This window comes from Xanthomonas sp. CFBP 8151 (assembly GCF_011761885.1).
Lineage (GTDB): Bacteria > Pseudomonadota > Gammaproteobacteria > Xanthomonadales > Xanthomonadaceae > Xanthomonas > Xanthomonas arboricola_B.
Genome location: NZ_JAASQZ010000001.1, coordinates 263256 through 284841, shown reverse-complemented (window position 1 = coordinate 284841; position 21586 = coordinate 263256). Strand labels below are relative to the sequence as shown.

Sequence of the window (21586 nt, the reverse complement as noted above, 5' to 3'; positions counted from 1 at the left end):
CGGAAAAAGTGGCGGATTGTAACAAGCAGGTCTGAATGGCCGGTGCCGCGCGTCGCATCCGGCGCGCGGCGTGGCGCGATCACTGCACGCGGCGGCGCAGGTAATTGAGCAGGTCGATGCGGGTGATCAGGCCGAGGAACTGGTTGCCGTCCATGACGATGGCGACCTGGCCGCGGTCGAACACCGGCAGCAGCGCCTCGATCGGCGAGGCGACATCCAGGCGATCGAGCTTGCTGACCATGGCGGTGGAGATCGGGTCGCGGAAGCGTGCCTCGTCGCCGTACACATGCAGCAGCACGTCGCTCTCGTCGACGATGCCGACCAGTTCACCGTCATCGATGACCGGCAGCTGCGAGACGTCGTACAGCTTCATGCGCTGGTAGGCGGTGGTCAGCAGGTCCTTCGGCCCGACCACCACGGTGTCGCGCTTGGTGTACGGGCGCAGGATCAGGTCGCGCAGGTCGCCGTGCTGCGGGCGTTCCAGAAAGCCGTTGTCCAGCATCCAGTAGTCGTTGTACATCTTGGACAGGTATTTGTTGCCGGTGTCGCAGACGAACACCAGCACGCGCTTGGGCGTGGTCTGCTCGCGGCAGTACTTCAGCGCAGCGGCCAGCAGGGTGCCGGTGGACGAACCGCCCAGGATGCCCTCCTTGGCCAGCAACTCGCGCGCGGTGTGGAAGCTTTCCGCATCGGTGATCGAATAGGCCTTCTTGACCCGCGAAAAATCGGAGATGTCCGGCAGGAAGTCCTCGCCAATGCCTTCGACCAGCCAGCTGCCGGACTTCTCGCTGACCGTGCCCTCTTCGATGTACTGGGTCAGGATCGAGCCGACCGGGTCGGCCAGCACCAGCTCGGTGTGCGGCGAGGCGGTGGCGAAGGCACGCGACAGGCCGGTCATGGTGCCGGAGCTGCCACAGCCGAACACGATCGCGTCCAGATCGCCGTCCATCTGCGCCAGGATCTCCGGGCCGGTGCCGAATTCGTGCGCAGCCGGGTTATCCGGATTGCCGAACTGGTTGATGAAGTAGGCGCCCGGGGTCTCGGCGGCGATCCTGGCGGCCAGGTCCTGGTAGTACTCCGGGTGGCCCTTGGCCACGTCCGAACGGGTCAGCACCACCTGGGCGCCCATGGCCTTGAGGTTGAAGATCTTCTCGCGGCTCATCTTGTCCGGCACGACCAGGATCAACCGGTAGCCTTTCTGCTGGGCGACCAGTGCCAGGCCCAGGCCGGTGTTGCCGGCAGTGCCTTCGACCAGGGTCGCGCCGGGCTTCAGGTCGCCGCGCTGTTCGGCCGCGTCGATCATCGACAGGCCGATGCGGTCCTTGATCGATCCACCGGGGTTGGCCGCCTCCAGCTTGAGGAACAGCTCGCAGACGCCGGTGTCCAGGTGCTGTGCCTTGACGATCGGCGTGTTGCCGATCAGTTCGAGTACGGAGGAATGGATCGCCATCGGAATATCGTCACTGCGTCGCGCGGGGCTTGGCCGCCCATTATCCGACGAACGGCTGGGGAATGCTCATTCAGACTGGAACCGATCGCGCCGGCCCGTGAACGGGCGGGCTCAGCCAGCGCTGCGCCACCACCATCGGCCTGACTGCGCGGCCGCTAGACGGGCATCGCGCCCTGCTGCCAGGCGCGTGACACGCAGATGCGCAAATAAAGACGCGGACGGTGGCAAGCCGACGAGGAGGCCGCCACCGCCCGCGGCGGTGAACTTGTTCTAACGGTGGGGAAGGATCAGTGAGTGAGCTGGTCGTACATCCGGGTGAGCTTTTCTTTCGCCTGCAACTTCTCGCGTTTCATCTGGCCCAAGGTCACGTCGTCGATGGGGAGCACCCCGAGTTCGGCATCCATGCATTTCTTGTTCAAGAGCTTGTGGCGTTGGTACAGCTGCTTGAACTCGGGATCGGACTTGACCAATGCGTCGATTTCGGTCTGCGGTTGCCCTTCGAACATGGCGTTACCTCCTTCACTTAAAACAAGAACGCCCCGGCCGCGGGCGGCACGGGGCGCTGCTTGGGGATGGAAGACGCGCGGATCACAATGGCAAGCGCACTGGCGGAACCAACAAGCTGTCCACCGAACTGCGTTGATGCGTGCCCTTGCGTCACTGGCCCGGCCCTCCGTACTTCCAGGCAGCGGAGTGCTGCCCGGGAGTACGACCCTACGCCGGTCGCGGAGGGGGTTCAAGGCCAGAACGGCTGCTTTTGCCGTTCCCTGCCTCAATCAGTGACCGCGGTTCAACCAGGCGTCATGCCTGGGTTAAAAGACCTTAACTTCCAACCACTTGCATTACGGCAAGACAACCACCTCGGCAGCGCGCGTCTTGCTGGCGGCGGCCTTGCTGCCATTGACCTGCAGCCGTGCACTGGCGACGCCGGCAGCCACCAACGCGTCGCGTACCGCTTCGGCCCGCTTCTTGGCCGTGGCCGCATCGCTGTCGTAGCCGACGATGCTGACCCGGCCTTTCTTGCCGATGTTCAGATACTCGGCCAGCGCCTTGGCCTGCCCTGCGGCATCGCCGGACAGCGCAGACTTGCCACCAAACGCGCCAGTGCCGAGAGAAAACACTTCGCCGCGGCTGTCGAACTTGGCGGACGGTAACTTGGCCCCGGCCACCAGCTCGGCTTCCTCGTGCGCCAGTTGCACCGCTTTTTGCTGGGCGGCATTGAGCTTGGCGGTCTGTTTGCCGGCCACGCTGGTCAGCGCCAGCTCGGCGTCCTGGCGGGCCAGGGTCTCCTGTTCGGCCGCCTGACGCATGCGCTCGGCCTCTTCGGCCTGGATCTGCGTCTGCACGCGTAGACGCTCGGCTTCCTGGCGCGCGCGCGCGGCGTCACGGCGGCTGGCCTCGATCAGCAGGTCGTTGCGGGTGCCTTCCAGTCGATCCAGCTCGCGCCGCGCCAACGCGGTGCGGGCGGTGAGCTCGGCGATTTCGACCCGGCGGTCGGCCAGGAACACCAGTTCGTCGCGGTCGCGCCGCTTGGCCTCGGCCAGCGCCGCCACGCTCTGCTGCGCCTGCAGCCGCTCGAAGCGGGCCAGGTCATTGGTCTGCGGGTCGTTCTGCAACATGGCCAGGCGCCGGTTGAGCGCGTCGGCCTGGGGGTCGTCCTTGGCAGCCAGCGCCAGCGGCGGCAGCGTGGCCAGGCTCAGCACACCGAGATAGAGAAGCGGGCGCAGTTTCATCGGCCGGCCTCCCCGGTGTTGAGGCTGTTCTGCAGTTGCGCCACTTCCTTGCGCCGCTGCTCCAGCTGGGCGGTGACCACTGCCTCTTCGCTGCGGGCCTTGGCCAGATCGGCGTCGGCCGCTGCGCGCAAGGCGAGCTGCGGCACCTGCTTGCGCTGGCGCTTGTCCAGTTGAGCCTGCTGGGCCTGCATCAGTTCCTGGCGGGCCAGGTTGACCAGATCAGGGGCGTACTGGTCAGCATCGGCCTGGGTGGCGCGTTGCACGGCCTGTTCGGCGGCGGTGAGCTCCGGTGCCACCTGGGCGGCAGCAGGAGAGGAAAGAACCATGAAACAGGCGATGCCATACAGGGATCGCCGCAAGTATGCGAAGCTAGCCGTCATTAGGGGAGCCGTAGCGAGAAGTCTCGAGCACGGCCATTGTCGGAAGCCTGCGGCGGACTTGCAACGAGACGCTGCTGTTTGTTGGGGAACCATTGCGCATGGATATCGGCTACTTCCTGAAGCTGATGACCGAAAAGAATGCCTCGGACATGTTCTTGACCACCGGCGCACCGGTGTACATCAAGATCGAAGGCAAGCTCTACCCGCTCGGCAATACGGGGTTGCCGCCGGGAATGGTCAAGAAAATCGCTTATTCGTTGATGGACGAAGGCCAGGTCCCGCAGTTCGAGCGCGAGCTGGAACTCAACATGGCCATCGCCCTGTCAGACGCCGGGCGCTTCCGCGTGAACGTGTTCAAGCAGCGCGGCGAGGTGGGCATGGTGATCCGCGCCATCCGCAGCCGGATTCCCAGCATCGAAGAGCTGAACCTGCCGCAGGTGCTCAAGGACGTCATCATGACCCCGCGCGGGCTGGTGCTGGTGGTCGGCTCGACCGGCTCGGGCAAGTCGACCTCGCTGGCCTCAATGATCGACCATCGCAACAGCACCACCACCGGGCACATCCTCACCATCGAGGATCCGATCGAATATCTGCACAGGCACAAGATGTCGATCGTGAACCAGCGCGAGGTGGGCCTGGACACGCACGCCTTCCAGAGCGCGCTGAAGAACGCGATGCGCGAGGCGCCGGACGTGATCCTGATCGGCGAGATCCTGGATGCCGAGACCATGGAGGCGGCGATCGCCTTTGCCGAGACCGGCCACCTGTGCCTGGCGACGCTGCACTCCAACAATGCCGACCAGACCATCGAGCGCATCCTCAACTTCTTCCCCGAGAGCGCGCACAAGAACGTGCTGATGAACCTGGCGCTGAACCTGCGCGCCGTGGTGTCGCTGCGCCTGGTCAAGGGCGTGGACGGACGCCGCCGGCCGGCGACCGAAGTGCTGCTCAACACGCCGATGATCCGCGACCTGCTGCGCCGCGGCCAGGTGCACGAGGTCAAGCAGGCAATGGAAGAGTCGCTGGAAGAAGGCGTGCAGACCTTCGACCAATGCCTGTTCCGCATGGTCAAATCCGGCGAGATCGAGCAGGAGGAAGCGCTGCGCGCGGCCGACTCGCGCGATGGCCTGGCGTTGAAGTTCCGCCTGTCCGAAGGCGGCTCCGGCGAGCACGACCCGTATGCGGATTACGAAACGGCAGCGGCGCCGAAGATCAGCCACGGGTTTGTTTAGAGCGACCAACAAAATTTAGCGTGCGGCCGCCGGGCGGTGAGCGCAGTGGTTTTGTAGGCCGCATTTTGGTGGATGCAGCCAGAAGCCCAGCTCAAACGCTGAGTGGGTCGAGGGCGCGGTGCCCTCACCGCTCGCGGGACACGCCGTAAACCCGTCCCTGGGGGCTCGGTGGCGGCATCCATGCCGCCACACGGTCCCGCAATCGGCGAGGACACCGCACCAAAGAGTTAATCGGTAGCTTTTTTGAAAGCCTGCAGACTGATCGCCTCGCGTTGCGAAGCTGATCCGACGCTGCGTTATTCAAAAAACGCACATCCTGCCTTGTTTGCAACCCTGCACACCGACCATCTCGACTGGTCCTTGCCCGCTCGCCGTCGCGGGACCTTACGTGGCATGGATGCCGCGTAAGAGCTTACAAGGACGTACTTGCAGCGTGTCCCGCGATGGTGGGCGGGCAAGGGCCCTGCAGCGCGGCCGCAGATCAGCGACCTGCAGTAGACCGGCGTGAGCGTCAGGGTCCGCACGCGCGTCGATGGCTTGGCGTGCCCTCTAACATTGCGGGAGGCTGCCGAAGGGCAGATGCGGTCGGCAACTCCCCGCTTCTACACTGCCGCGTCAGCCTGCATTTCCGGCCGCGCGGCGTCGAACGCCGGCACTGCCAGGCAGGCCTGTTCGATGCGTTGCAGGGTGGGATACGCCGTCAGATCGACGTTGAAACGGCGCGCGTTGTAGAGCTGCGGAATCAGCACGCAATCGGCCAGGCCCGGCCTGTCCTCGTGGCAGAACTCGCCCGTCTGCGCGTCGTTGGCCAACTGTGCTTCCAGTGCGGAGAAGCCGCGCTGCATCCAGTGACGCGTCCATTGCTGGCGTTGCGCGGCATCCAGTTGCCATTCGCGCTCGAAGAACTGCGTGACACGCAGATTGTTGAGCGGATGTACATCGCAGGCGATCACCTGCGCCAGGGCACGCACGCGGGCACGCGCGGCCGGTGTGGCGGGGAGCAGCTGCGTACTGTCCGCAAACGCGTCTTCCAGATATTCCAGGATCGCCAGCGACTGCGGAATCACCACCGCGCCATGCCGCAACGTGGGCACCAGTTCCTGCGGGTTGAGCTGCGCATAGGCCGGTGCATGCTGCTCGCCGCCGTCGCGCAGCAGATGCACCGGATGCGCGAGGTAGGCCAGCGCCTTGAGGTGCAGGCCGATGCGCACGCGATACGCGGCGCTGGAGCGCCAGTACGAGAACAGTTCCAGTGGCGCGCTCATGCCCGGCCTCGCGTGCGGTGTTGTGCAGGCGCCCTTGCCGATGTCATGGCAGCGGCTGACGTTCGACGCGCTGTTCGATCGCACCGAAGATGCTGGCGCCATCGGCAGCGAACATCTCGATCCGCACCACGTCGCCGAAGGACAGGAACGGCGTACTTGGCGTGCCGTCGCGCAGGGTCTCCACCACGCGCTGTTCGGCAAAGCACGAGGCGCCCAGCGTGGTGTCCTGGTTGGCAATGGTGCCGGAGCCGACGATGGCACCGGCCGAGAGCGGCCGGGTCCTGGCGGCGTGGGCGATCAGCTGGGCGAAGTCGAACTGCATGTCGTCACCGGCTTCCGGCGCGCCGAACCAGGCGCCATTGACGTGGGTGACCAGCGGCAGATGCACCTTGTTGTCGCGCCATGCCTGGCCCAACTCATCCACGGTGACGAACACCGGCGACAGCGCCGAGCGCGGCTTGGATTGCACGAAGCCGAAGCCCTTGGCGAGCTCGGCCGGGATCAGATTGCGCAGCGACACGTCGTTGACCAGGCCGACCAGCTGGATATGCGCGGCGGCCTGCTCGGGCGAGGCCCCCATCGGCACATCGTCGGTGATCACCACCAGTTCGGCTTCCAGATCGATGCCGTGGTCTTCGCTGATCACCTTGATCGCATCGCGCGGGCCGTAAAACCCGGCACTGGTGGCCTGGTACATCAGCGGGTCGGTGTAGAAGCTCTCCGGCACCTCGGCGTTGCGAGCGCGGCGCACGCGCTCCACATGCGGCAGGTAGGCGCTGCCGTCGACGAACTCGTAGGCACGCGGTAGCGGCGCGGCCAGCGCCTGCAGATCCAGATCGAACACGCCATCGGCACTGCCTTCGTTGAGCGAGGCCGACAAGGCGTTCAGGCGCGGCGCGAGATTGCTCCAGTCTTCCAGCGCGCGCTGCAGCGTCGGCGCGATGCCGGTGGCGCGGACCGCGGTGCGCAGGTCGCGCGCGACCACGATCAGGCAGCCATCGCGGCCGCCTTCCTTCAGGGAACCTAGCTTCATGACCGTCCTGTGCTGTGGCTGATCGGTCGATTGTACGGCCTGCCGCACTAGTGGTTGCAACTGAAACAACTGACCCGCAGCCCAACCGATCCACTCGCCTTTTGTGCAGCGCGCCAAACGCGCGTACACTGGCGCGGTCTGCATGCGGCCGTCCGTTTCCCTTAGGGACAGCCGGCGAGGCCAGGATCGATCGATCCGCTCGCCCGCCCCACCCGACGTCTTTCGTGGTGCCGACAAACCCATCGCTCCTTAGATTGGGTTGTTCCACCATCTCGCAGCGCGGTTCACGGGAACGCTCCGAGCCTCACTTTTTTGCATCTGCAATGCGTTTGCGCTCCGGGCCTGTCCTGGCGGCGACGCTTTACTTGGAGCTTTCCGATGTCTTTTGAATCCCTGGGCCTGGCGCCCTTCCTGCTGCGCGCGTTGGCCGAGCAGGGCTACGAAACCCCCACCGCGATCCAGCAGCAGGCGATCCCGCTGGTGTTGGCAGGGCATGACCTGCTGGCCGGCGCACAGACCGGTACCGGCAAGACCGCTGCGTTCGGCCTGCCGCTGCTGCAGCACCTGGGCACCTCGCCGCAGCCGGTCAACGGCCCGCGCAAGCCGCGCGCGCTGATCCTGACCCCCACCCGCGAACTGGCCACCCAGGTGCACGACAGCCTGCGCGGCTATAGCAAGTACCTGCGCATCCCGAGCGCGGTGATCTATGGCGGCGTGGGCATGGGCAACCAGCTCGACACGCTGCGTCGCGGCGTGGACCTGCTGATCGCCTGCCCGGGCCGGCTGATCGACCATATCGAGCGTCGCAGCGTGGACCTGTCCGGCATCGAAGTGCTGATCCTGGACGAAGCCGATCGCATGCTCGACATGGGCTTCTTGCCGTCGATCAAGCGCATCCTGACCAAGCTGCCGCGCCAGGACCGTCAGACCCTACTGTTCTCGGCGACGTTCGAGGAGAACATCAAGCAGCTGGCGCTGGAGTTCATGCGTAACCCGATGCAGATCCAGGTCACCCCGAGCAACACCGTGGCCGAGAGCATCACCCACCGCGTGCACCCGGTCGATGGCGCACGCAAGCGCGATCTGCTGCTGCACCTGCTGGCGCAGGACAGCCGCGAGCAGACCCTGGTGTTCGCACGCACCAAGCACGGCAGCGACAAGCTGGCGCTGTTCCTGGAGAAGTCCGGCATCAAGACCGCGGCGATCCACGGCAACAAGAGCCAGGGTCAGCGCATGCGCGCGCTGAGCGACTTCAAGGCCGGCCGCGTGACCGTGCTGGTGGCCACCGATATCGCCGCGCGCGGCATCGACATCGACCAGTTGCCCAAGGTCATCAACTACGACCTTCCGATGGTGGCCGAGGATTACGTGCACCGCATCGGCCGCACCGGCCGTAACGGCTCCACCGGCGAGGCGATCTCGCTGGTGGCGCAGGACGAAGCCAAGCTGCTGCGCCAGATCGTGCGCATGCTCGGCCGCGACGTGGAAATCCGCGACGTGCCGGGCTACGAGCCGCAGACCCCGATCCGTTGGGGCAATAGCGCGCCGGGCCGTGCCGAGCAGCCGGGTGGCGATCGCGCCCCGCGCAAGAGCCACGCCCGTCGTCCGCATGGCGATGCACCGCGTCAGGCGCATGCGCATGCCGGCCCGAAGAAGCCGGGTGGCCAGCGCAGCGGCGGTCCGCGTCAGGCCGGGGTTGCCGCCGGTGCCGGTGCAGGCCGTCGCGATGGTGGCCGTGGCGGTCAGCGTCCTGGCGGCACGCGCTGACGCCAGGACGCCAGTGCGACCGGCGCCCAGCTCTGCGTTGAACTGAAAAAAGCCGCCTTTCGGGGCGGCTTTTTTGTGGGCGCGGCACAGGCGATGCGGTGCAAACGCGACTGCGCGTCAACCTTCGACGCAATCTGTCACGCCCCTAGCCTTCGATCAACGCGGTATTGCGATCGATCGCCTCGCGATACCGATCCAGCACCACAGCGGTCTGCACGATGTAGGCGCTCAGATCCTCCCAACGCCGGTCTTCCAGCGCCTCGCGGATGCCGGGCAAGGTCTTGACCTCGTATCCGGTGGCCAGACCCGGTGCGTAGATCAGGTTCCGGTACCACGGCCGCCCCGGCAGACCGCCTTCGGCCAGCAGGGTCTGGTCGATGTGCTGCAGCGAGGCATTGAGCTTGCCGCGCACGCGTGCATCCAATGCGCCGCCGCGCGATGCCAGTGCATCGTCATAGCGTCTGGCGCTGGTTTGCAGGCGGCTAATGGCCTGATCCAGTGCGGCGAAGTCGATCTGCGGCACCGCGGCTTTCGGCTCGGGCGCACGTTGCGGTCGGTTCGGGTTGTCGACGGCCGCATAGGCACCGGCCTGCAACAACTCGGCCTGGGTGCGGGCGGCAGTGCGGTCGCTGTCGGCCTGCTGCTTGAGGTCCTGCGCGTAGCCGGCCACCGCGTCGGCGAAATCGCCAAAGCGTTGCGGCAACACTGGCGCGTTGGCGACGCGCAGCACCGTGCGGCCGACCGTCTGCGACAACAGCGGCAGATAGCTGAAGTCCGGGTCGATGTAGCGCGCGAAATAATCGTAGGAGTCATACAGCGAGTGATAGACACCGCTGCCGCCGCCCTGCCCGGCATAGCCCAGATCCAGCGTGGTCAGCCCCAGATGCTGCAGGAACGGGCTGTAGTCGCTGCCCGAGCCGAGCGCCTTGAGCGGCACGTCGCCGCCGGATGCGACCTGCTTGGCGATGTCTTTTTGCGCCGGCTTGGCGGTGGGCGCCAGCGCATCGATACGGGTACGGGCGCGTTGCCGTTCGAGCACGCTCACGCCGCTGTCGGGGTCGCGCAGATCCGCCGCCACGCCGTTGACCAGGCGTTGCAACGCATGGCTGCCGCCGGCATTGAGAAAGCCGCGCCCGTTGCCGTCGGTGTTGACGTACAGCACCGCCTTGCGGCGCAGTTCGTCGGCATGCTGTTCGGCCCATTCGGTGGAGCCGAGCAGGCCGGCCTCCTCGCCGTCCCAACTGGCATAGACGAGCGTGCGCTTGGGGCGCTGCCCCTGCCTGGCCAGCTCGCCGATCGCCTTGGCTTCAGCCAGCAAGGCGGTGGTCCCCGACAGCGGATCGGCCGCACCGAACACCCAGCCGTCGCGGTGATTTCCGCGCACCACCCACTGGTCCGGAGACTCGCTGCCACGCAGGGTGGCGATGACGTTGTAGATGGTCTTGCTGCCCCACTCCGCATCCACCTTGAGATGCACGCGCGCGGTGTCGTCGCCGCCGATGCGGTAGGTGATCGGCAGCGCGCCGCGCCAGTCCTCCGGTACCACCGGCCCGCCCAGCGCGGCCAGCAAGGGTTGCGCGTCGCCCCAACTGATCGGCAGGGTCGGAATCTTCAACACGCTGCCGGCCTGGTCGACCTTCAGGCGTTTGGCGCCCTTGCTGGCGCCGACGCCCGGCGTCAGCGGATCGCCGGGATAGATCGCGAAGTTGGCGACCGAGCCGCGTTGCACGCTCCACTGATTACGCGCCGGGCCATCCGGATATGCCCGATCCTGAAAATAACCGTCGTCGCGCGGATCGGAATAGATGATCGCGCCGATGGCGCCATGCTCCTGCGCCAGCCGCGGCTTGAGCCCGCGCCAGCCCTTGCCGTAGCGGGCGATGACGATCTTGCCGCGCACATCCACGCCGTTGCGCGCCAGCGCTTCATAGTCTTCGGCGATGCCGTAATTGACGTAGACCAGATCGCCGGTGACATCGCCGTTGCCGCCGTAGATCACATACGGCGGCAGCACGTTTTCGGTCTGGGTGGAGGTGCTATCGCCCGGCAACGGCGGCTCCTTCAGACGCGCGACATACGGCTTGGCCCCGAGCAACTCCAGCTGCGAGCTCCTGGGCGAGGGCCACAGCACCTCGAAGGTTTCGATGCGCGCGTCCCACCCATAGCCGCGCAGGCGGCTTTGCAGATCGCGGGCATTTTCCAGGTTGTGCGGCGCGCCGACATGGTTCGGCGCCGACGCCCATTGCTTCAACCAGCCGCGATAATCGGCGTCCTTCAGGCCGCTATCGAAACGCGCTTCCAGCGCGCGTTGCGCCTGTGCGGCAGCGGCGTCGTAACCCGGCAGCGCGGCGGGTTGGGCCGCAGGTTGGGCGGCAAGGGAAGGTGCGACAAAGGCCAGGGCGAGCAGCCAGGCATGCTGCGAAGACGTCATCGGAGTTCCTTGATAGAGTGTCCCGGGGGCGAACAGCGATTGGGTTGAGACAGCACGCTGGAGCACGCACGCACCATCGCACAAGCGTGCATGGGCCGTGGGTATGCCGATCAGAAGCGATAGTCCAGGCCAACGGTGAAGTAGCGCCCGCGCAGGTCGTACTGGGTGAAGTCGTAAGGCGCACGAATGCCCGGAAACGAGGCATCGACCGGCGGCTGCTTGTCGGCCAGGTTCTCGATCTTGGCGTACAGGGTGAGCTTGTCGATCCCGCTGTAACCCAGATACAGGTCGAACTGGTTGTAGTCGCCCACGCGCGACTGCACGGCACTGGCCGCGGTGCTGGCCTTCTGGTCGTAGCCGCCGGTGTAGTACCAGGTCAGTGCGGCGCTGACGGTGCCCAGGTTCCAGTCCAGCGTGGTGGTCGCCTTGTTGCGTGGCAACGACGGGCCGAGATTGCTGCCGGCGTAATCCTGCAACGGGCCACCGACCACGGTGGGACGACGGTAATCGCGCACATGGGTGTAGGCGGTATTGAGGCCGAAGTTGCCGGCCGCTTCGGTGCGCCAGCGCTGGCGCAGTTCCACATCGATCCCCGAGGTCGTCAGCTCGCTGAGGTTCTGGTAGCGGTTGTACACCGCCACCAGCGTGCCGCGCTCGTTGCGGATGACGTCGGCCGGGTCGTTGGTCTGCACGATGGTGGCGTTGTTGCCGGTGCCGACCAGATTCTCCAGTTCGATCTTGTACCAGTCCACGCTCAGGCTGGTGTCGGCCCACGGCGACAGCACCACGCCCAGGTTGTAGCTGCGCGTGCGCTCGGGTTCGAGCGCGGTGTTGCCGACGGTGAAGAAGGTCGGGTTCTGGCGCGAGCCCGGCACGTCCGGATCGAACGGGTCGACCACCGAGCCGTAGGAAATATTCGTGCTGGCCGCATTCTCCGACAACGACGGTGCGCGGAAGCCGCGCGAGGCGGCCGCGCGCACCAGCACGGCGTCCAGCGGTTGCCAGCGCAGGCTGGCCTTGGGCGAAAACGCCTCGCCGAAATCGCTGTAGTGATCGCCGCGCCCGGCCAGCTGCAGTTCCAGCGATCGCAGCAGCGGCAGGTTGACCTCGGCATACAGCGCCGACACCCGGCGCTCGCCATCCACCGCGGCAATTGCGGGGCGGATCTGCAGGCCCTGGTCGATCTGCCAGGGATTGCGCGAGACCAGCTCCTCCTGCCGCCACTCGGCACCGGCAGCGAACCCGACGCTGCCGGCCGGCAGCTCGAACAGGTTGCCGGACACCTTGGCATCGACGCCGCGCAAGGTCGATTGCGCCGGGCGCAGCGTGCTGAGGTTGATGCCGTCGATCACCGACTGCGGCGTGGCGGACGGGTTGAGCAGGTTGTAGCTGCCGTCGGCCAGCGCCTGCGCCAGCGTGAAGCGGTTGGCGAAACCGCCGGACACGGTCTCGTGCTCGGTGCTGCGTGCGGCGAACGCAGCCGCCTCCCAGTCCCAGCGCTCGGTCTTGCCGCGCACGCCGCCGAGAAAACGGTAGGACTGCGAGCGATTGGTTTTGACCGTCTGGCCCAGGTCGAAGAAGGTGTATTCGATCGGCACCGCAGTGCCGTACGGGTTGTACGGGCTGGAGGCCGGCAACAGGTTGGACACCGGCTCGGCCAGCCCGCTGGTGGCATTCAAGGCGAAGCGGCCGCCTTCCAGGGTGAAGTACGGGCTGGAGCCGAAGATCGACACGCCCTTGACCTCGCTGTAAAGCGCCTCGCCGAAGGCTTCGACGGTGTCGCTGAGCCGGAAGGTGGCGTTGGTGTAGGCCTGATAGCGCTTGGTCGAGGGAATCAGCGTGGTGAATGGAGCCTGGTTGAAGCCGCAGGTATCGCCGGCCAGGCCGTCGATCGGCGCGCTGGCGGTGAGCACCGTACCCGCGGGGCAATTGCCTTGCGCATCCAGCATCGGCACCGAGCGACCGCCGACCAGATAGCGCGCGCCCTTGGCCGACCAGCCGTTCCAGCGCCCGCCGGGCAGGTCGGTGTAGATGCCCGAACGGGTCAGCTCGCGCTGATCCTGATCCAGCCGGTCGCGGTTATAGGCGTCGAAACTGAAAAGGATGTTGTAGCCGTCGCGGTCCAGGTCGCCGATGCCGCCGATGAACTTGGCGCGCTGGGTGTCCATGCCGCCCTGATCGGAGGTACCGCCGCTTAGGCCCAGCTCGGCGCCCTGGAAATCCTGGCGGGTGATGATGTTGACCACCCCGGCCACCGCGTCGGAGCCGTATACGGCAGAGGCGCCGTCCTTGAGCACTTCGATGCGTTCCACCGCCACCAGCGGCAATGCGTTGAGGTTGACGAAGGTGTCGCCCAGGCCATTGGCGGGAAAGCCGTAGTTGGCCAGGCGGCGTCCGTTGAGCAGCACCAGGGTGTTCTTCTGCGACAGCCCGCGCAGGCCGATGCCTGCCGAGCCGGATGCCCAGCCGTTGTTGGTGGTTTCGTTGGTGGCGTTGCCGGTGTTGGCCGAGATCGAGCGCAGCGCGTCGGCCACGGTGACCTTGCCGGACTGCTCCAGCTGCTGGCGGTCGATCACCTGCACCGGGTTCGGGCCTTCGCTGTCGGTGCGCTTGATATTGGAACCGGTGACGCTGACGGTGGCCAGGGTCTTGCCCGTGTCGGGTGTCGCGTCGTCGGCATGGGCAAGGGGAATCAGCGCCGACAGAACGGCAGCAGACAGCAGATAAGGCATCGGGCGCTTCACGCACGGCATCCATGAATGGGGGTTTTGCAGTGGGCCATGCGCGATCGATTAACAAAAATTACAGATTTGCATAGAGATATGACGCGCCGTGACACACGCCGCTGGCCGGGCGCGGTAGGACGCGCATCGGAGCGCGTGCGGCCAGGCGGCGCTCCTGCGCGACGCGGCCGAGGCGTGCCGTGGTGCCACGCGAGGGCCCAGATGCGCGCTGGGCCGCCGCGACAGGTCAGCCCGGCAGGCATCGGCGCACTTACAATGTCGCGCATGGATATCTTCAAAGTCTTTACGCTCGAAGCCGCGCATCGGCTTCCCAATGTGCCGCCCGGCCACAAGTGCGCCCGCCTGCACGGGCATTCGTTCCGGGTCGAGCTGCATGTCAGCGGCGAACCCGGCGCGCAGACCGGCTGGATCATGGATTTCGGCGACATCAAGGCCGCCTTCCAACCGATCTACGACCGCCTGGACCACCATTACCTCAACGATATCGAGGGACTGGAAAACCCGACCAGCGAGCGGCTGGCGATCTGGATCTGGAACCAGCTCAAGCCGGCGCTGCCGCAGCTGAGCGAGATCGTGGTGCACGAAACCTGCACCTCCGGCTGCCGCTATCGCGGCTGATCGCGCAGCGCAGTCATGTGACGCAAGGCCGCCGCCGGGCGGCCTTGCCATTTCTGCGGCATGGATAATGGATTGATTTCAAAAGGCTTCGCAGACGGTTTTGGAAACTTTCAGCAAACGTGTTGCATCGCAGCAATATCCGCGTATGCTGCAACGCAACAACGGTCACAGCCTTCCCCAAGGGGTTCGCAATGTCGGCGCAGTTCGAAAACGGCTTCAACAGCTTCGCTTCCGCAGCGGCACGCGCCAACCAGTTGGCGATGGAACACGCTGAAAACGCGTTTGGCCTGCAGCTGAAGACGCTCGAACGCAACGTCAGTGCGACCACCAGCTTCTTCGGTGAATTTGCCCAGGCCCGCGACCTGGGCGCCTACCAGACGCTCTGGCCGAAGGGGTTGCAACTGGCCCGCGACAACCTGGAACGTCTGGCCTCGGTGAATCACGAAATGGTCGGACTGGGATTGAAGGCATCCGATGCGCTCGGCCAACTGGCCAAGCAGCAGTTCGAGGCCAACAACGAGCAGGCCGCCAAAGGCAAGACCCGGCGCACGTAACCGCCAACAAAAAATTCAGCGTCTTTGCATGGGTCCCTCCCCCCATGCAATCCGGCCCGACAGATCCCTCCCTCTGTCGGGCTTTTTTATTGTCTGCGCATTGCGCGTGCTGACAATTCGACCGGCGGTATGGCGGCGTTGCGCAGGCATGCCCTGGAAAACGCCGGGACGCAGTGCGAGTGCCGCACTGCGCGCAAGCTTCGAACAGCGTCTGGGGATCCTGGTAGCCGAGCGCATCGCGCAGCAGTTACGCGGTCGCCAGATGTCCCATGTCATTCAGACCGGCACGTGCAGCCCCAGCGATTGCGCCGCGGCATCGGCGTCCGGCCGCCAGGCGATCCGGCCCCAGCACGGCATCGCCAGGCGCTGGCGCAGCATGCCGATGTTCTCCCCGATGCGCTCCATCTGCGGGTCGACCTCGTTGGCGATCCAGCCGATGCAGTCCAGCCCGTCGGCAGCGATCGCCGCAGCGGTCAGACGCGCGTGATTGATGCAGCCCAGCCGGATGCCGACCACCAGCACGACGGGCAGCTTGAGCGCACGTACCAGATCGGCCTGGTCCAGATCCGCGCTCAATGGCGCGGCCCAGCCGCCCACACCTTCCACCACCACCACCTCGGCCTGCGCGCGCAATTGCGCGAAGGCCTGGGCGATCGGTTCCAGCGACAGGGTCATCCCGACATCGGCGGCGGCCAGTTCCGGCGCCAGCGGTGCCGGCAAGGCATAGGGATTGAGGGTGGCGTAATCGGGTTGCGGGTCGCTGGCGGCCTGCAGCGCCAGCGCGTCCTCGTTGCGCCAGCCCAGCGGTGTGTTCTCGCAACCACTGGCCACCGGCTTCATGCCGACCGCCGTGTGCCCTTGCTTGCGCAGCGCGTGCAGCAGCGCGGTGCTGGCCATGGTCTTACCGATGCCGGTGTCGGTGCCGGTGACATACAACGCCGGAAGCTGCATGGGTGTGGTCCTGCGGCCGCGCCGCGGTTGCCGTGGGGCGCGCAGCATAGCGTGCCGATCCAAACGCACGGCTGAGTCGCAATGCCGCTGCGGATGGCCGCTGCTAAACTTCGGCCATGTTCGCAACCTCTTCGCTGACCGGCAGCAAGCCGGAACAATACGCCCAGCTCACCGCCCAGGCCCAGGCACTGGTGCATGGCGAGCCGGACCGGATCGCCAATGCCGCCAACCTGGCGGCGCTGATCTTCAATTCGTTGCCGTCGCTCAACTGGGCCGGCTTCTATTTCTACGACGGCCGCGAGCTGGTGGTGGGGCCGTTCCAGGGCTTGCCGGCCTGCGTACGCATTCCGCTGGACAAGGGCGTGTGCGGCGCGGCTGCCAGCACCCGGCAGAGTCAGCGCATTGCCGACGTGGACGCCTTCCCCGGGCATATCGCCTGCGATTCGGCCTCGCGCTCTGAGCTGGTGATTCCGCTGGTGAAGGGCGATGCGCTGATCGGCGTGCTGGATCTGGACAGCCCGGAGCTGGATCGCTTCGACGCCGACGATCAGCGCGGCCTGGAAGCCCTTGCACAGGTCTTTGTCGGCGCGCTGACGTGACCACCGAACGGCTGCGCAATATCGGCCCGAAAAGTGCCGCGTGGTTGCGCCAGGTCGGCCTGCGCACGCAGCAGGATCTGCAGGCGGTTGGTGCGGTGGGTGCATTCGTCAAAGTACGCCGTGCCGGCTTCAAGCCCAGCCTCAACCTGCTGTATTCGCTGGAAGGCGCGTTGACCGACTGCCATTGGCAGGACGTGCCGGAAGCGCGCCGGCATGCCTTGCTTGCCGAATACGAAGCGGCCAGTGCGCTATTGCCGGTGCGCGGCCGCGCGGTCGGTGGGCCGGTGGAGACCGTGCACTACGCCCGCGCCGACAACGACGACACGCACGGCGACCTGGGCGAAGCAGACGACGACACTGCAGACCTGCGCGAAACGCGCGACGACTGAGTGCCTGCGTCGAATGGCCACCGCTGCATGCGCATGACGCTAGCGCTGCGACCGGCAACAGCGTGCTTGTCGATGCCCGGAGCGGTTTATCTTCGACCGCTTGCTTGATCTCACTTCATCAACGCGTCGCTGCATCCCGCAACGTTGGCGCGAGCGATGCGCCCAACGTCTTGCCATGGCTGAGGCCTGGTAGCGGTTGATAGTCGGCGGTGAGACCGGGTAACGACGACAGCAGCGCGACGAGGCGTTGTGCGGCCTGTGGCTCTGCAAGCGGCCGCCCCGGACGATCCGGTTTTGCGGGGTTCGCCGGTGGTCCGCCCTCGCCTGCCATCAGCGTGAGGCGACGCCTGGATGGCTGTGTGTCTGCCGAACCCTCCCGTGCATGGTCGACCACGCGCTGCGCCTGCTGGACGACAAACCCATCGCCCCACCACAGCGATGGATCGACCGCGACGTAGTGCTGGAACAGCTGCGGCTGCGTCAGCAACACCTGCAGCACGAACAGCCCGCCATACGAATGGCCCCACAGCGTCTGCCGCTGACGATCCACCGCCACGCGCGCTTCCACCTGCGGGCGAATGCCTGTTGCGATCAGTTGCGCGAACGCCGCCGCACCGCCGGTTCTGCGCTGCGGATCGAGCGGATCGGTTTCCACCCGCCCGTCGCTGTAGCGCGCAGGCGTGTAGTCCAGGCTGCGTCCCACCGCATCGATGCGCAACGCGCTGTCGTCGGCGATGAACACCAGCACCGGCGCATCGCCGTGCGTGGACAGGCTGTCGAGCAGGCGCTCATCCAGTTCCATCAATGCGGCATTGCCATCCAGCAGATACACCACCGGATATCCCGCAGCCGGTGGCGCAGCTTTGGGGGTGGCGATGCGCACACGGTAATGGCGCTGGCCATCGGCCGAATCCAGGCGCAACGCGCTGAAGACATACGTGCCACTGGGACGATCGGCGACGGTGCTGCCGATCGTGCGGCTCAGGTCCGGCTGTGCGAACGCCGGCACAACGCCGACGATCCACATCAGCATACCGGCACACGCAAACTGCCAACGCTGCTGTCGGGTCATTGCACTCTCCTGTTGCGGCGCGCACGTTCGCACGCGGCGCCGCATCGCTGTCAGAAACCGAAACTCAGGCTCGCCCAATACGCGCGACCGGGTTCGTTGTAGGTGGCTGCACCCGCCGCGCCGCCGGTGTTGTTGGTGCCTTCACGGAACAGGCGGGTGTCGAACAGATTGTCCACACCGACGCCCACGCTGACCTTGCGGGTGATGCGGTAGTGCGCACTGACACCCCACAGGTCGTAGGGGTCGCGCGAGTCGGGGGCGATGGCGCCGCCGCTGGTGCTCGATTGCGTGGCCGATTCCTGCTTGCCGTAGAAGGTCCCGGTGAGCAGCAGCGACAACGCCTGGGTCGGCTGCCAATCCAGCGTGGTATTGACGGTGTATTCGGGGATCACCGACAGCGGCTGATCGGTCGCGGTGTTCTTGTTCTCGATCATGTAGGTGACATTGGTGTTCCACTTCAGCTCGCGGCCCTGCTCGCCCAGCAGCGGCAGGGTGAGATTGCCTTCCACGCCCTGCACGATCGCTTCCGATGCGTTGGTCCACTGGAACACCTGCCCGCGCCGGTCGGCCGTGACACCCACCGGCACCATGCCGGCGACGATCTTGTCGTCGTAGGCATTGTGGAAGTACGTCAACGACGCATGGTGACCGGTCTGCGGTGCCCACTCGATGCCGATTTCCTTGTTGATGCTGGTCTCCGGGTCGAGCTCGTCGTTGCCCTGGATGTAGCAGCCGGAGCCGAGACTGGGGAACAGCACCGGGCAGCCGTTGCCGCGCGTGTAATACAGATAGTTGGCGTTGGACTGATACAGGTTGGGTGCCTTGAAGGCACGCGCGATACCGCCCTTGAGCAACCAGTCTTCGCTGAGTTTGTACTGCACGTTGAGGCTGGGACTGAGGTTGTTGCCGAACTGGCTGTGGTGATCCAGCCGTACACCCGGCGTCAGCGTCAGCCGCTCGCTGGCGTAGATGTTGTCTTCCAGATACACCGCGCTGAGCGTGGCCTCGCTGCGCGGGCTGCGTGTGCCGTTGGCAAGACCGGGAAAGCCGCCGCCGGCGCTCACCGTCTGCGACATCGAATACGCATCGCTGAGGCGGCTCTGGCGGCGCTCGAAGCCCAGCGTCAGCACCTGCTCGGCCCAGGCCTGCAGCGGCATGTTGAACTCGCCGTCGATGTTGAGATTGTCGAGGGTGGCAGTGGAATCGAGCAGGCTGGCGGCAATGGAGCCTTCGGGGCCGCCGGCCAGGCCTTCGTTGAGGCGGGTATTGTCGGTGCCTTCGTAGGCGGCTGTGAGGCGCGAGGTGCCGAGCGCCCAGGTGCCGCGATGGGTCAGCGAGGCGGTGCGGCGGAGCATGGTGTTGGTTTCGCTGCCGAACAATGCACCCAGATCTGCACCGGCCAGGCCATCGGCGCTGACCGCGCGATCACCGGCGTACAGGTTGCCCTGGCGGCTGACGCCGGCATCGAGTTCGATCACCTGGCCTTCCGTCGGATCCCAGCGCAGCAGGCCGTTGATGTCCTTGTTGCGCACGCCCTCGCGCCCGGCCGGCGGCACCGCAGCGGCACTGCTGGCAAAGCGGCGATTGAGATCCAGCGAATCCGGATCGGTCTTGTTGAGATTGCCGTAGAGGCGGAACGAGAACGTATCGGTCAGCGGTCCGCTGAGCTGGAAACCCGTCCGCTGGCCGCCGCCTTCGGCACTGTGCTGTGGCACCAGGCCGAACACCGTCATCGAGCCGGTCAGGTCGCCGGTCGGCTTCTTGGTGATGATGTTGACCACACCGCCGGAGGCACCGGAACCATAACGTGCCGCGGCCGGGCCGCGCAGCACCTCGATGCGCTCCACCGCTTCGGCTGGCACCCAATTGGTGTCGCCGCGCGTATTGCGCTCGCCGCTGCGGCCCATGCGCACCGCATCGCGCGATCCCACCGGCTTGCCGTCGACCAGAATCAGCGTGTTTTCCGGACCCATGCCGCGCAGATCGATCTGGCGGTTGTTGCCGTACTGGCCGGAGGCACTGTTGCCAGTGAGATTGACGCCCGGCATGGTGCGCAGCAACTGCGACAGATCGTTGACCGGTGGGCGTCGTTCGATGTCTTCGGCGGTAATCACCGATGACCCCAGGGCCTGGCGTGCGATTTGCGCGGCGGTGACGTGCACGGTGTCCAGCGATTGCGCATCGGCTATGGCGTCTTCGGCGGATGCGCTGCAGATGCAGCTGCCGCAACCGAGAGCAATGGCCAGCACCAGCTGAGGGTGGGACAACACGGGACGACGTGCAGGCGCAGACATCCATGACCGGCGTGATGCGGACATTTTCAAACCTCTCGACAGGAGATGGACCTCTGGCGACGGCTTGAGGTGACACGATGGGGGTGATGCATGCAGCGCCGCGCGCGACGTGCGTGCGCGGCGCTGACGCAGTCAAGCTTGTCCGCGCATTCTACACAGATGCGATTCATTCTCAAATCAAAGTGTTGCGCTGGCGCGGTGCAGGCGTTGCGGCTTTTGGCAGCGCGGGCGTCACCAATGGCGTCTACCGGAGAGGGGGCACGGCAGCTTGCTGACGATGCGGCCATCGTGCAAAAGACCATCATTCAAGGCGGCAAACGCAGCCAGCCGACGGTGGTGTTGGTTGCTACGCCGGGGTGTGGACGATGGCTGCACCCCACTCCACTACCACCGCGCCCCTTACTTCAATGCCAGCAATTGCCGCATGTCATCGACGATGGCCACGGCACCGGCGCTACGCACATCGAAGCCGCGCAGATAGCCGTAACGCACCATCGCCAGCGGCATTGCCGCGGCGTTCGCAGCGGCCGCATCGGTGGCCGAATCGCCAACCATCAGACACTGCTGCGGTGTGTGCCGGAACTGCCTGGCCAGGTGCAGCAGCGGCGCTGCATCGGGTTTGCGCTGCGGCAGCGAATCGCCACCGAGCACACTGCTGAAATGCGTAGCGATGCCCAGATGCTCCAGCAGCGGCGCGATGAAGCGCGCGGGCTTGTTGGTGCACAACGCCAGCGTGACGCCGGCATCGCGCAGGCCGGCCAATGCCTCGGCAACCCCGGGATACAGCTGCGGGTTGTGCAGCAGGCAGGCCTGGTAGTGACGCATCATCACCGGCATCTCGGTATCGGCATCGTGGGTGCCGCCTGCTTCGCGCAGGGCGGTGGCAAGCAGTACGTGCACGCCTTCGCCGATCCAGCTGCGGATCGTCGCCTCACTGAACTGCTGCAGTCCGAGTTCCTGCAAGGTGGCGTTGAGCGCTTCGGCGATATTGGGTGCGCTGTCCACCAGCGTGCCATCCAGGTCGAAGATCGCCAGCGGATACGGAAACATGCGCACGGTCTCGTTGGGGGGAGC

Annotated in this window: 18 protein-coding genes; 6 read left to right on the top strand and 12 right to left on the bottom strand. The window is 66.0% G+C overall.

Features of this window, described 5'->3' with window-relative positions; translation table 11 throughout:
• Positions 1-79 precede the first annotated feature (79 nt).
• The 4 genes from FHT08_RS01330 to FHT08_RS01315 form a co-directional block, all read right to left on the bottom strand.
• Positions 80-1450 carry a pyridoxal-phosphate dependent enzyme gene (locus tag FHT08_RS01330; protein WP_166774025.1) on the bottom strand — a complete coding sequence of 457 codons (1371 nt, stop codon included), beginning with the start codon at positions 1448-1450 and terminating at the stop codon, positions 80-82.
• Positions 1451-1737: 287 nt separating this feature from the next.
• Positions 1738-1956, bottom strand: a complete 219-nt coding sequence (locus FHT08_RS01325; protein WP_002814034.1) for a YdcH family protein — start codon at positions 1954-1956, stop codon at positions 1738-1740.
• Between the two features lie 336 nt (positions 1957-2292).
• Positions 2293-3183 carry a hypothetical protein gene (locus FHT08_RS01320; protein WP_166774024.1) on the bottom strand — a complete coding sequence of 297 codons (891 nt, stop codon included), beginning with the start codon at positions 3181-3183 and terminating at the stop codon, positions 2293-2295.
• Positions 3180-3563 (bottom strand): DUF4398 domain-containing protein, encoded by a 384-nt coding sequence (locus FHT08_RS01315; protein WP_104605921.1) that lies wholly within the window; start codon positions 3561-3563, stop codon positions 3180-3182. The genes FHT08_RS01320 and FHT08_RS01315 overlap by 4 nt, the downstream gene beginning before the upstream one ends.
• A gap of 98 nt (positions 3564-3661) precedes the next feature.
• On the opposite strand from FHT08_RS01315, the gene FHT08_RS01310 reads away from it, so the two are divergent.
• Positions 3662-4795 (top strand): PilT/PilU family type 4a pilus ATPase, encoded by a 1134-nt coding sequence (locus FHT08_RS01310; RefSeq protein WP_166774023.1) that lies wholly within the window; start codon positions 3662-3664, stop codon positions 4793-4795.
• A 602-nt stretch (positions 4796-5397) separates the two neighbouring features.
• On the opposite strand, the gene maiA is transcribed toward FHT08_RS01310, so the two are convergent.
• Both maiA and FHT08_RS01295 read right to left on the bottom strand, forming a co-directional pair.
• Positions 5398-6060, bottom strand: coding sequence for a maleylacetoacetate isomerase (maiA, locus tag FHT08_RS01300; RefSeq protein WP_166774022.1), 663 nt, complete (start codon positions 6058-6060; stop codon positions 5398-5400).
• Positions 6061-6103: 43 nt separating this feature from the next.
• Entirely contained in the window at positions 6104-7162 is a 1059-nt protein-coding gene (locus tag FHT08_RS01295) for a fumarylacetoacetate hydrolase family protein (protein ID WP_208408864.1), read from the bottom strand.
• A gap of 309 nt (positions 7163-7471) precedes the next feature.
• Here FHT08_RS01295 and FHT08_RS01285 point away from each other — a divergent pair, with 309 nt between their 5' ends.
• The gene (locus tag FHT08_RS01285) at positions 7472-8860 is read left to right on the top strand and encodes a DEAD/DEAH box helicase (protein ID WP_104536350.1); all 1389 of its coding nucleotides are present in this window, start codon (positions 7472-7474) and stop codon (positions 8858-8860) included.
• Positions 8861-9005: 145 nt separating this feature from the next.
• Here the strand turns inward: FHT08_RS01285 and FHT08_RS01280 are convergent, their stop codons facing one another.
• Together FHT08_RS01280 and FHT08_RS01275 are read right to left on the bottom strand one after the other, a co-directional pair.
• Positions 9006-11291, bottom strand: a complete 2286-nt coding sequence (locus FHT08_RS01280) for a transferrin receptor-like dimerization domain-containing protein (protein WP_166774020.1) — start codon at positions 11289-11291, stop codon at positions 9006-9008.
• 110 nt (positions 11292-11401) lie between these two features.
• Positions 11402-14023 carry a TonB-dependent receptor gene (locus FHT08_RS01275; RefSeq protein WP_208408863.1) on the bottom strand — a complete coding sequence of 874 codons (2622 nt, stop codon included), beginning with the start codon at positions 14021-14023 and terminating at the stop codon, positions 11402-11404.
• Positions 14024-14299: 276 nt separating this feature from the next.
• Between FHT08_RS01275 and queD the strand changes: the two genes are divergently transcribed.
• Positions 14300-14653: a 6-carboxytetrahydropterin synthase QueD gene (queD, locus tag FHT08_RS01270; protein ID WP_016900974.1), complete on the top strand. Its 354-nt coding sequence runs from the start codon at positions 14300-14302 to the stop codon at positions 14651-14653.
• A 191-nt stretch (positions 14654-14844) separates the two neighbouring features.
• On the top strand, positions 14845-15207 hold the full coding sequence (locus tag FHT08_RS01265) for a phasin family protein (RefSeq protein ID WP_016900975.1): 363 nt from the start codon (positions 14845-14847) through the stop codon (positions 15205-15207).
• Positions 15208-15483: 276 nt separating this feature from the next.
• On the opposite strand, the gene bioD is transcribed toward FHT08_RS01265, so the two are convergent.
• Complete coding sequence (gene bioD, locus FHT08_RS01260; RefSeq protein ID WP_166774018.1) at positions 15484-16158, bottom strand: dethiobiotin synthase; 675 nt, start codon at positions 16156-16158, stop codon at positions 15484-15486.
• 116 nt (positions 16159-16274) lie between these two features.
• On the opposite strand from bioD, the gene FHT08_RS01255 reads away from it, so the two are divergent.
• Positions 16275-16757 carry a GAF domain-containing protein gene (locus FHT08_RS01255; protein ID WP_047130634.1) on the top strand — a complete coding sequence of 161 codons (483 nt, stop codon included), beginning with the start codon at positions 16275-16277 and terminating at the stop codon, positions 16755-16757.
• A complete protein-coding gene (locus FHT08_RS01250) occupies positions 16754-17146 on the top strand; it encodes a TfoX/Sxy family protein (RefSeq protein WP_104605929.1) in 393 nt (130 codons plus the stop codon). Before FHT08_RS01255 ends, FHT08_RS01250 begins: the two co-directional genes overlap by 4 nt.
• Before the next feature lie 118 nt (positions 17147-17264).
• Here the strand turns inward: FHT08_RS01250 and FHT08_RS01245 are convergent, their stop codons facing one another.
• The 3 genes from FHT08_RS01245 to gph all read right to left on the bottom strand — a co-directional run bounded on the left by FHT08_RS01245 (position 17265) and on the right by gph (position 21562).
• A complete protein-coding gene (locus FHT08_RS01245; protein ID WP_166774745.1) occupies positions 17265-18179 on the bottom strand; it encodes an alpha/beta hydrolase-fold protein in 915 nt (304 codons plus the stop codon).
• A gap of 89 nt (positions 18180-18268) precedes the next feature.
• On the bottom strand, positions 18269-20512 hold the full coding sequence (locus FHT08_RS01240; RefSeq protein ID WP_166774017.1) for a TonB-dependent siderophore receptor: 2244 nt from the start codon (positions 20510-20512) through the stop codon (positions 18269-18271).
• 399 nt (positions 20513-20911) lie between these two features.
• Positions 20912-21562 carry a phosphoglycolate phosphatase gene (gph, locus tag FHT08_RS01235; protein WP_166774016.1) on the bottom strand — a complete coding sequence of 217 codons (651 nt, stop codon included), beginning with the start codon at positions 21560-21562 and terminating at the stop codon, positions 20912-20914.
• Positions 21563-21586 lie beyond the last annotated feature (24 nt).

What these genes read in the sequence shown, in the direction of transcription:
- FHT08_RS01330 (WP_166774025.1), bottom strand. Translation starts at nt 1,450, where the DNA reads ATGGCGATCCATTCCTCCGTACTCGAACTGATCGGCAACACGCCGATC.
- FHT08_RS01325 (WP_002814034.1), bottom strand. Translation starts at nt 1,956, where the DNA reads ATGTTCGAAGGGCAACCGCAGACCGAAATCGACGCATTGGTCAAGTCC.
- FHT08_RS01320 (WP_166774024.1), bottom strand. Translation starts at nt 3,183, where the DNA reads ATGAAACTGCGCCCGCTTCTCTATCTCGGTGTGCTGAGCCTGGCCACG.
- FHT08_RS01315 (WP_104605921.1), bottom strand. Translation starts at nt 3,563, where the DNA reads ATGACGGCTAGCTTCGCATACTTGCGGCGATCCCTGTATGGCATCGCC.
- FHT08_RS01310 (WP_166774023.1), top strand. Translation starts at nt 3,662, where the DNA reads ATGGATATCGGCTACTTCCTGAAGCTGATGACCGAAAAGAATGCCTCG.
- maiA (WP_166774022.1), bottom strand. Translation starts at nt 6,060, where the DNA reads ATGAGCGCGCCACTGGAACTGTTCTCGTACTGGCGCTCCAGCGCCGCG.
- FHT08_RS01285 (WP_104536350.1), top strand. Translation starts at nt 7,472, where the DNA reads ATGTCTTTTGAATCCCTGGGCCTGGCGCCCTTCCTGCTGCGCGCGTTG.
- FHT08_RS01280 (WP_166774020.1), bottom strand. Translation starts at nt 11,291, where the DNA reads ATGACGTCTTCGCAGCATGCCTGGCTGCTCGCCCTGGCCTTTGTCGCA.
- FHT08_RS01275 (WP_208408863.1), bottom strand. Translation starts at nt 14,023, where the DNA reads ATGCCTTATCTGCTGTCTGCTGCCGTTCTGTCGGCGCTGATTCCCCTT.
- queD (WP_016900974.1), top strand. Translation starts at nt 14,300, where the DNA reads ATGGATATCTTCAAAGTCTTTACGCTCGAAGCCGCGCATCGGCTTCCC.
- FHT08_RS01265 (WP_016900975.1), top strand. Translation starts at nt 14,845, where the DNA reads ATGTCGGCGCAGTTCGAAAACGGCTTCAACAGCTTCGCTTCCGCAGCG.
- bioD (WP_166774018.1), bottom strand. Translation starts at nt 16,158, where the DNA reads ATGCAGCTTCCGGCGTTGTATGTCACCGGCACCGACACCGGCATCGGT.
- FHT08_RS01255 (WP_047130634.1), top strand. Translation starts at nt 16,275, where the DNA reads ATGTTCGCAACCTCTTCGCTGACCGGCAGCAAGCCGGAACAATACGCC.
- FHT08_RS01245 (WP_166774745.1), bottom strand. Translation starts at nt 18,179, where the DNA reads ATGCTGATGTGGATCGTCGGCGTTGTGCCGGCGTTCGCACAGCCGGAC.
- FHT08_RS01240 (WP_166774017.1), bottom strand. Translation starts at nt 20,512, where the DNA reads ATGTCTGCGCCTGCACGTCGTCCCGTGTTGTCCCACCCTCAGCTGGTG.
- gph (WP_166774016.1), bottom strand. Translation starts at nt 21,562, where the DNA reads ATGTTTCCGTATCCGCTGGCGATCTTCGACCTGGATGGCACGCTGGTG.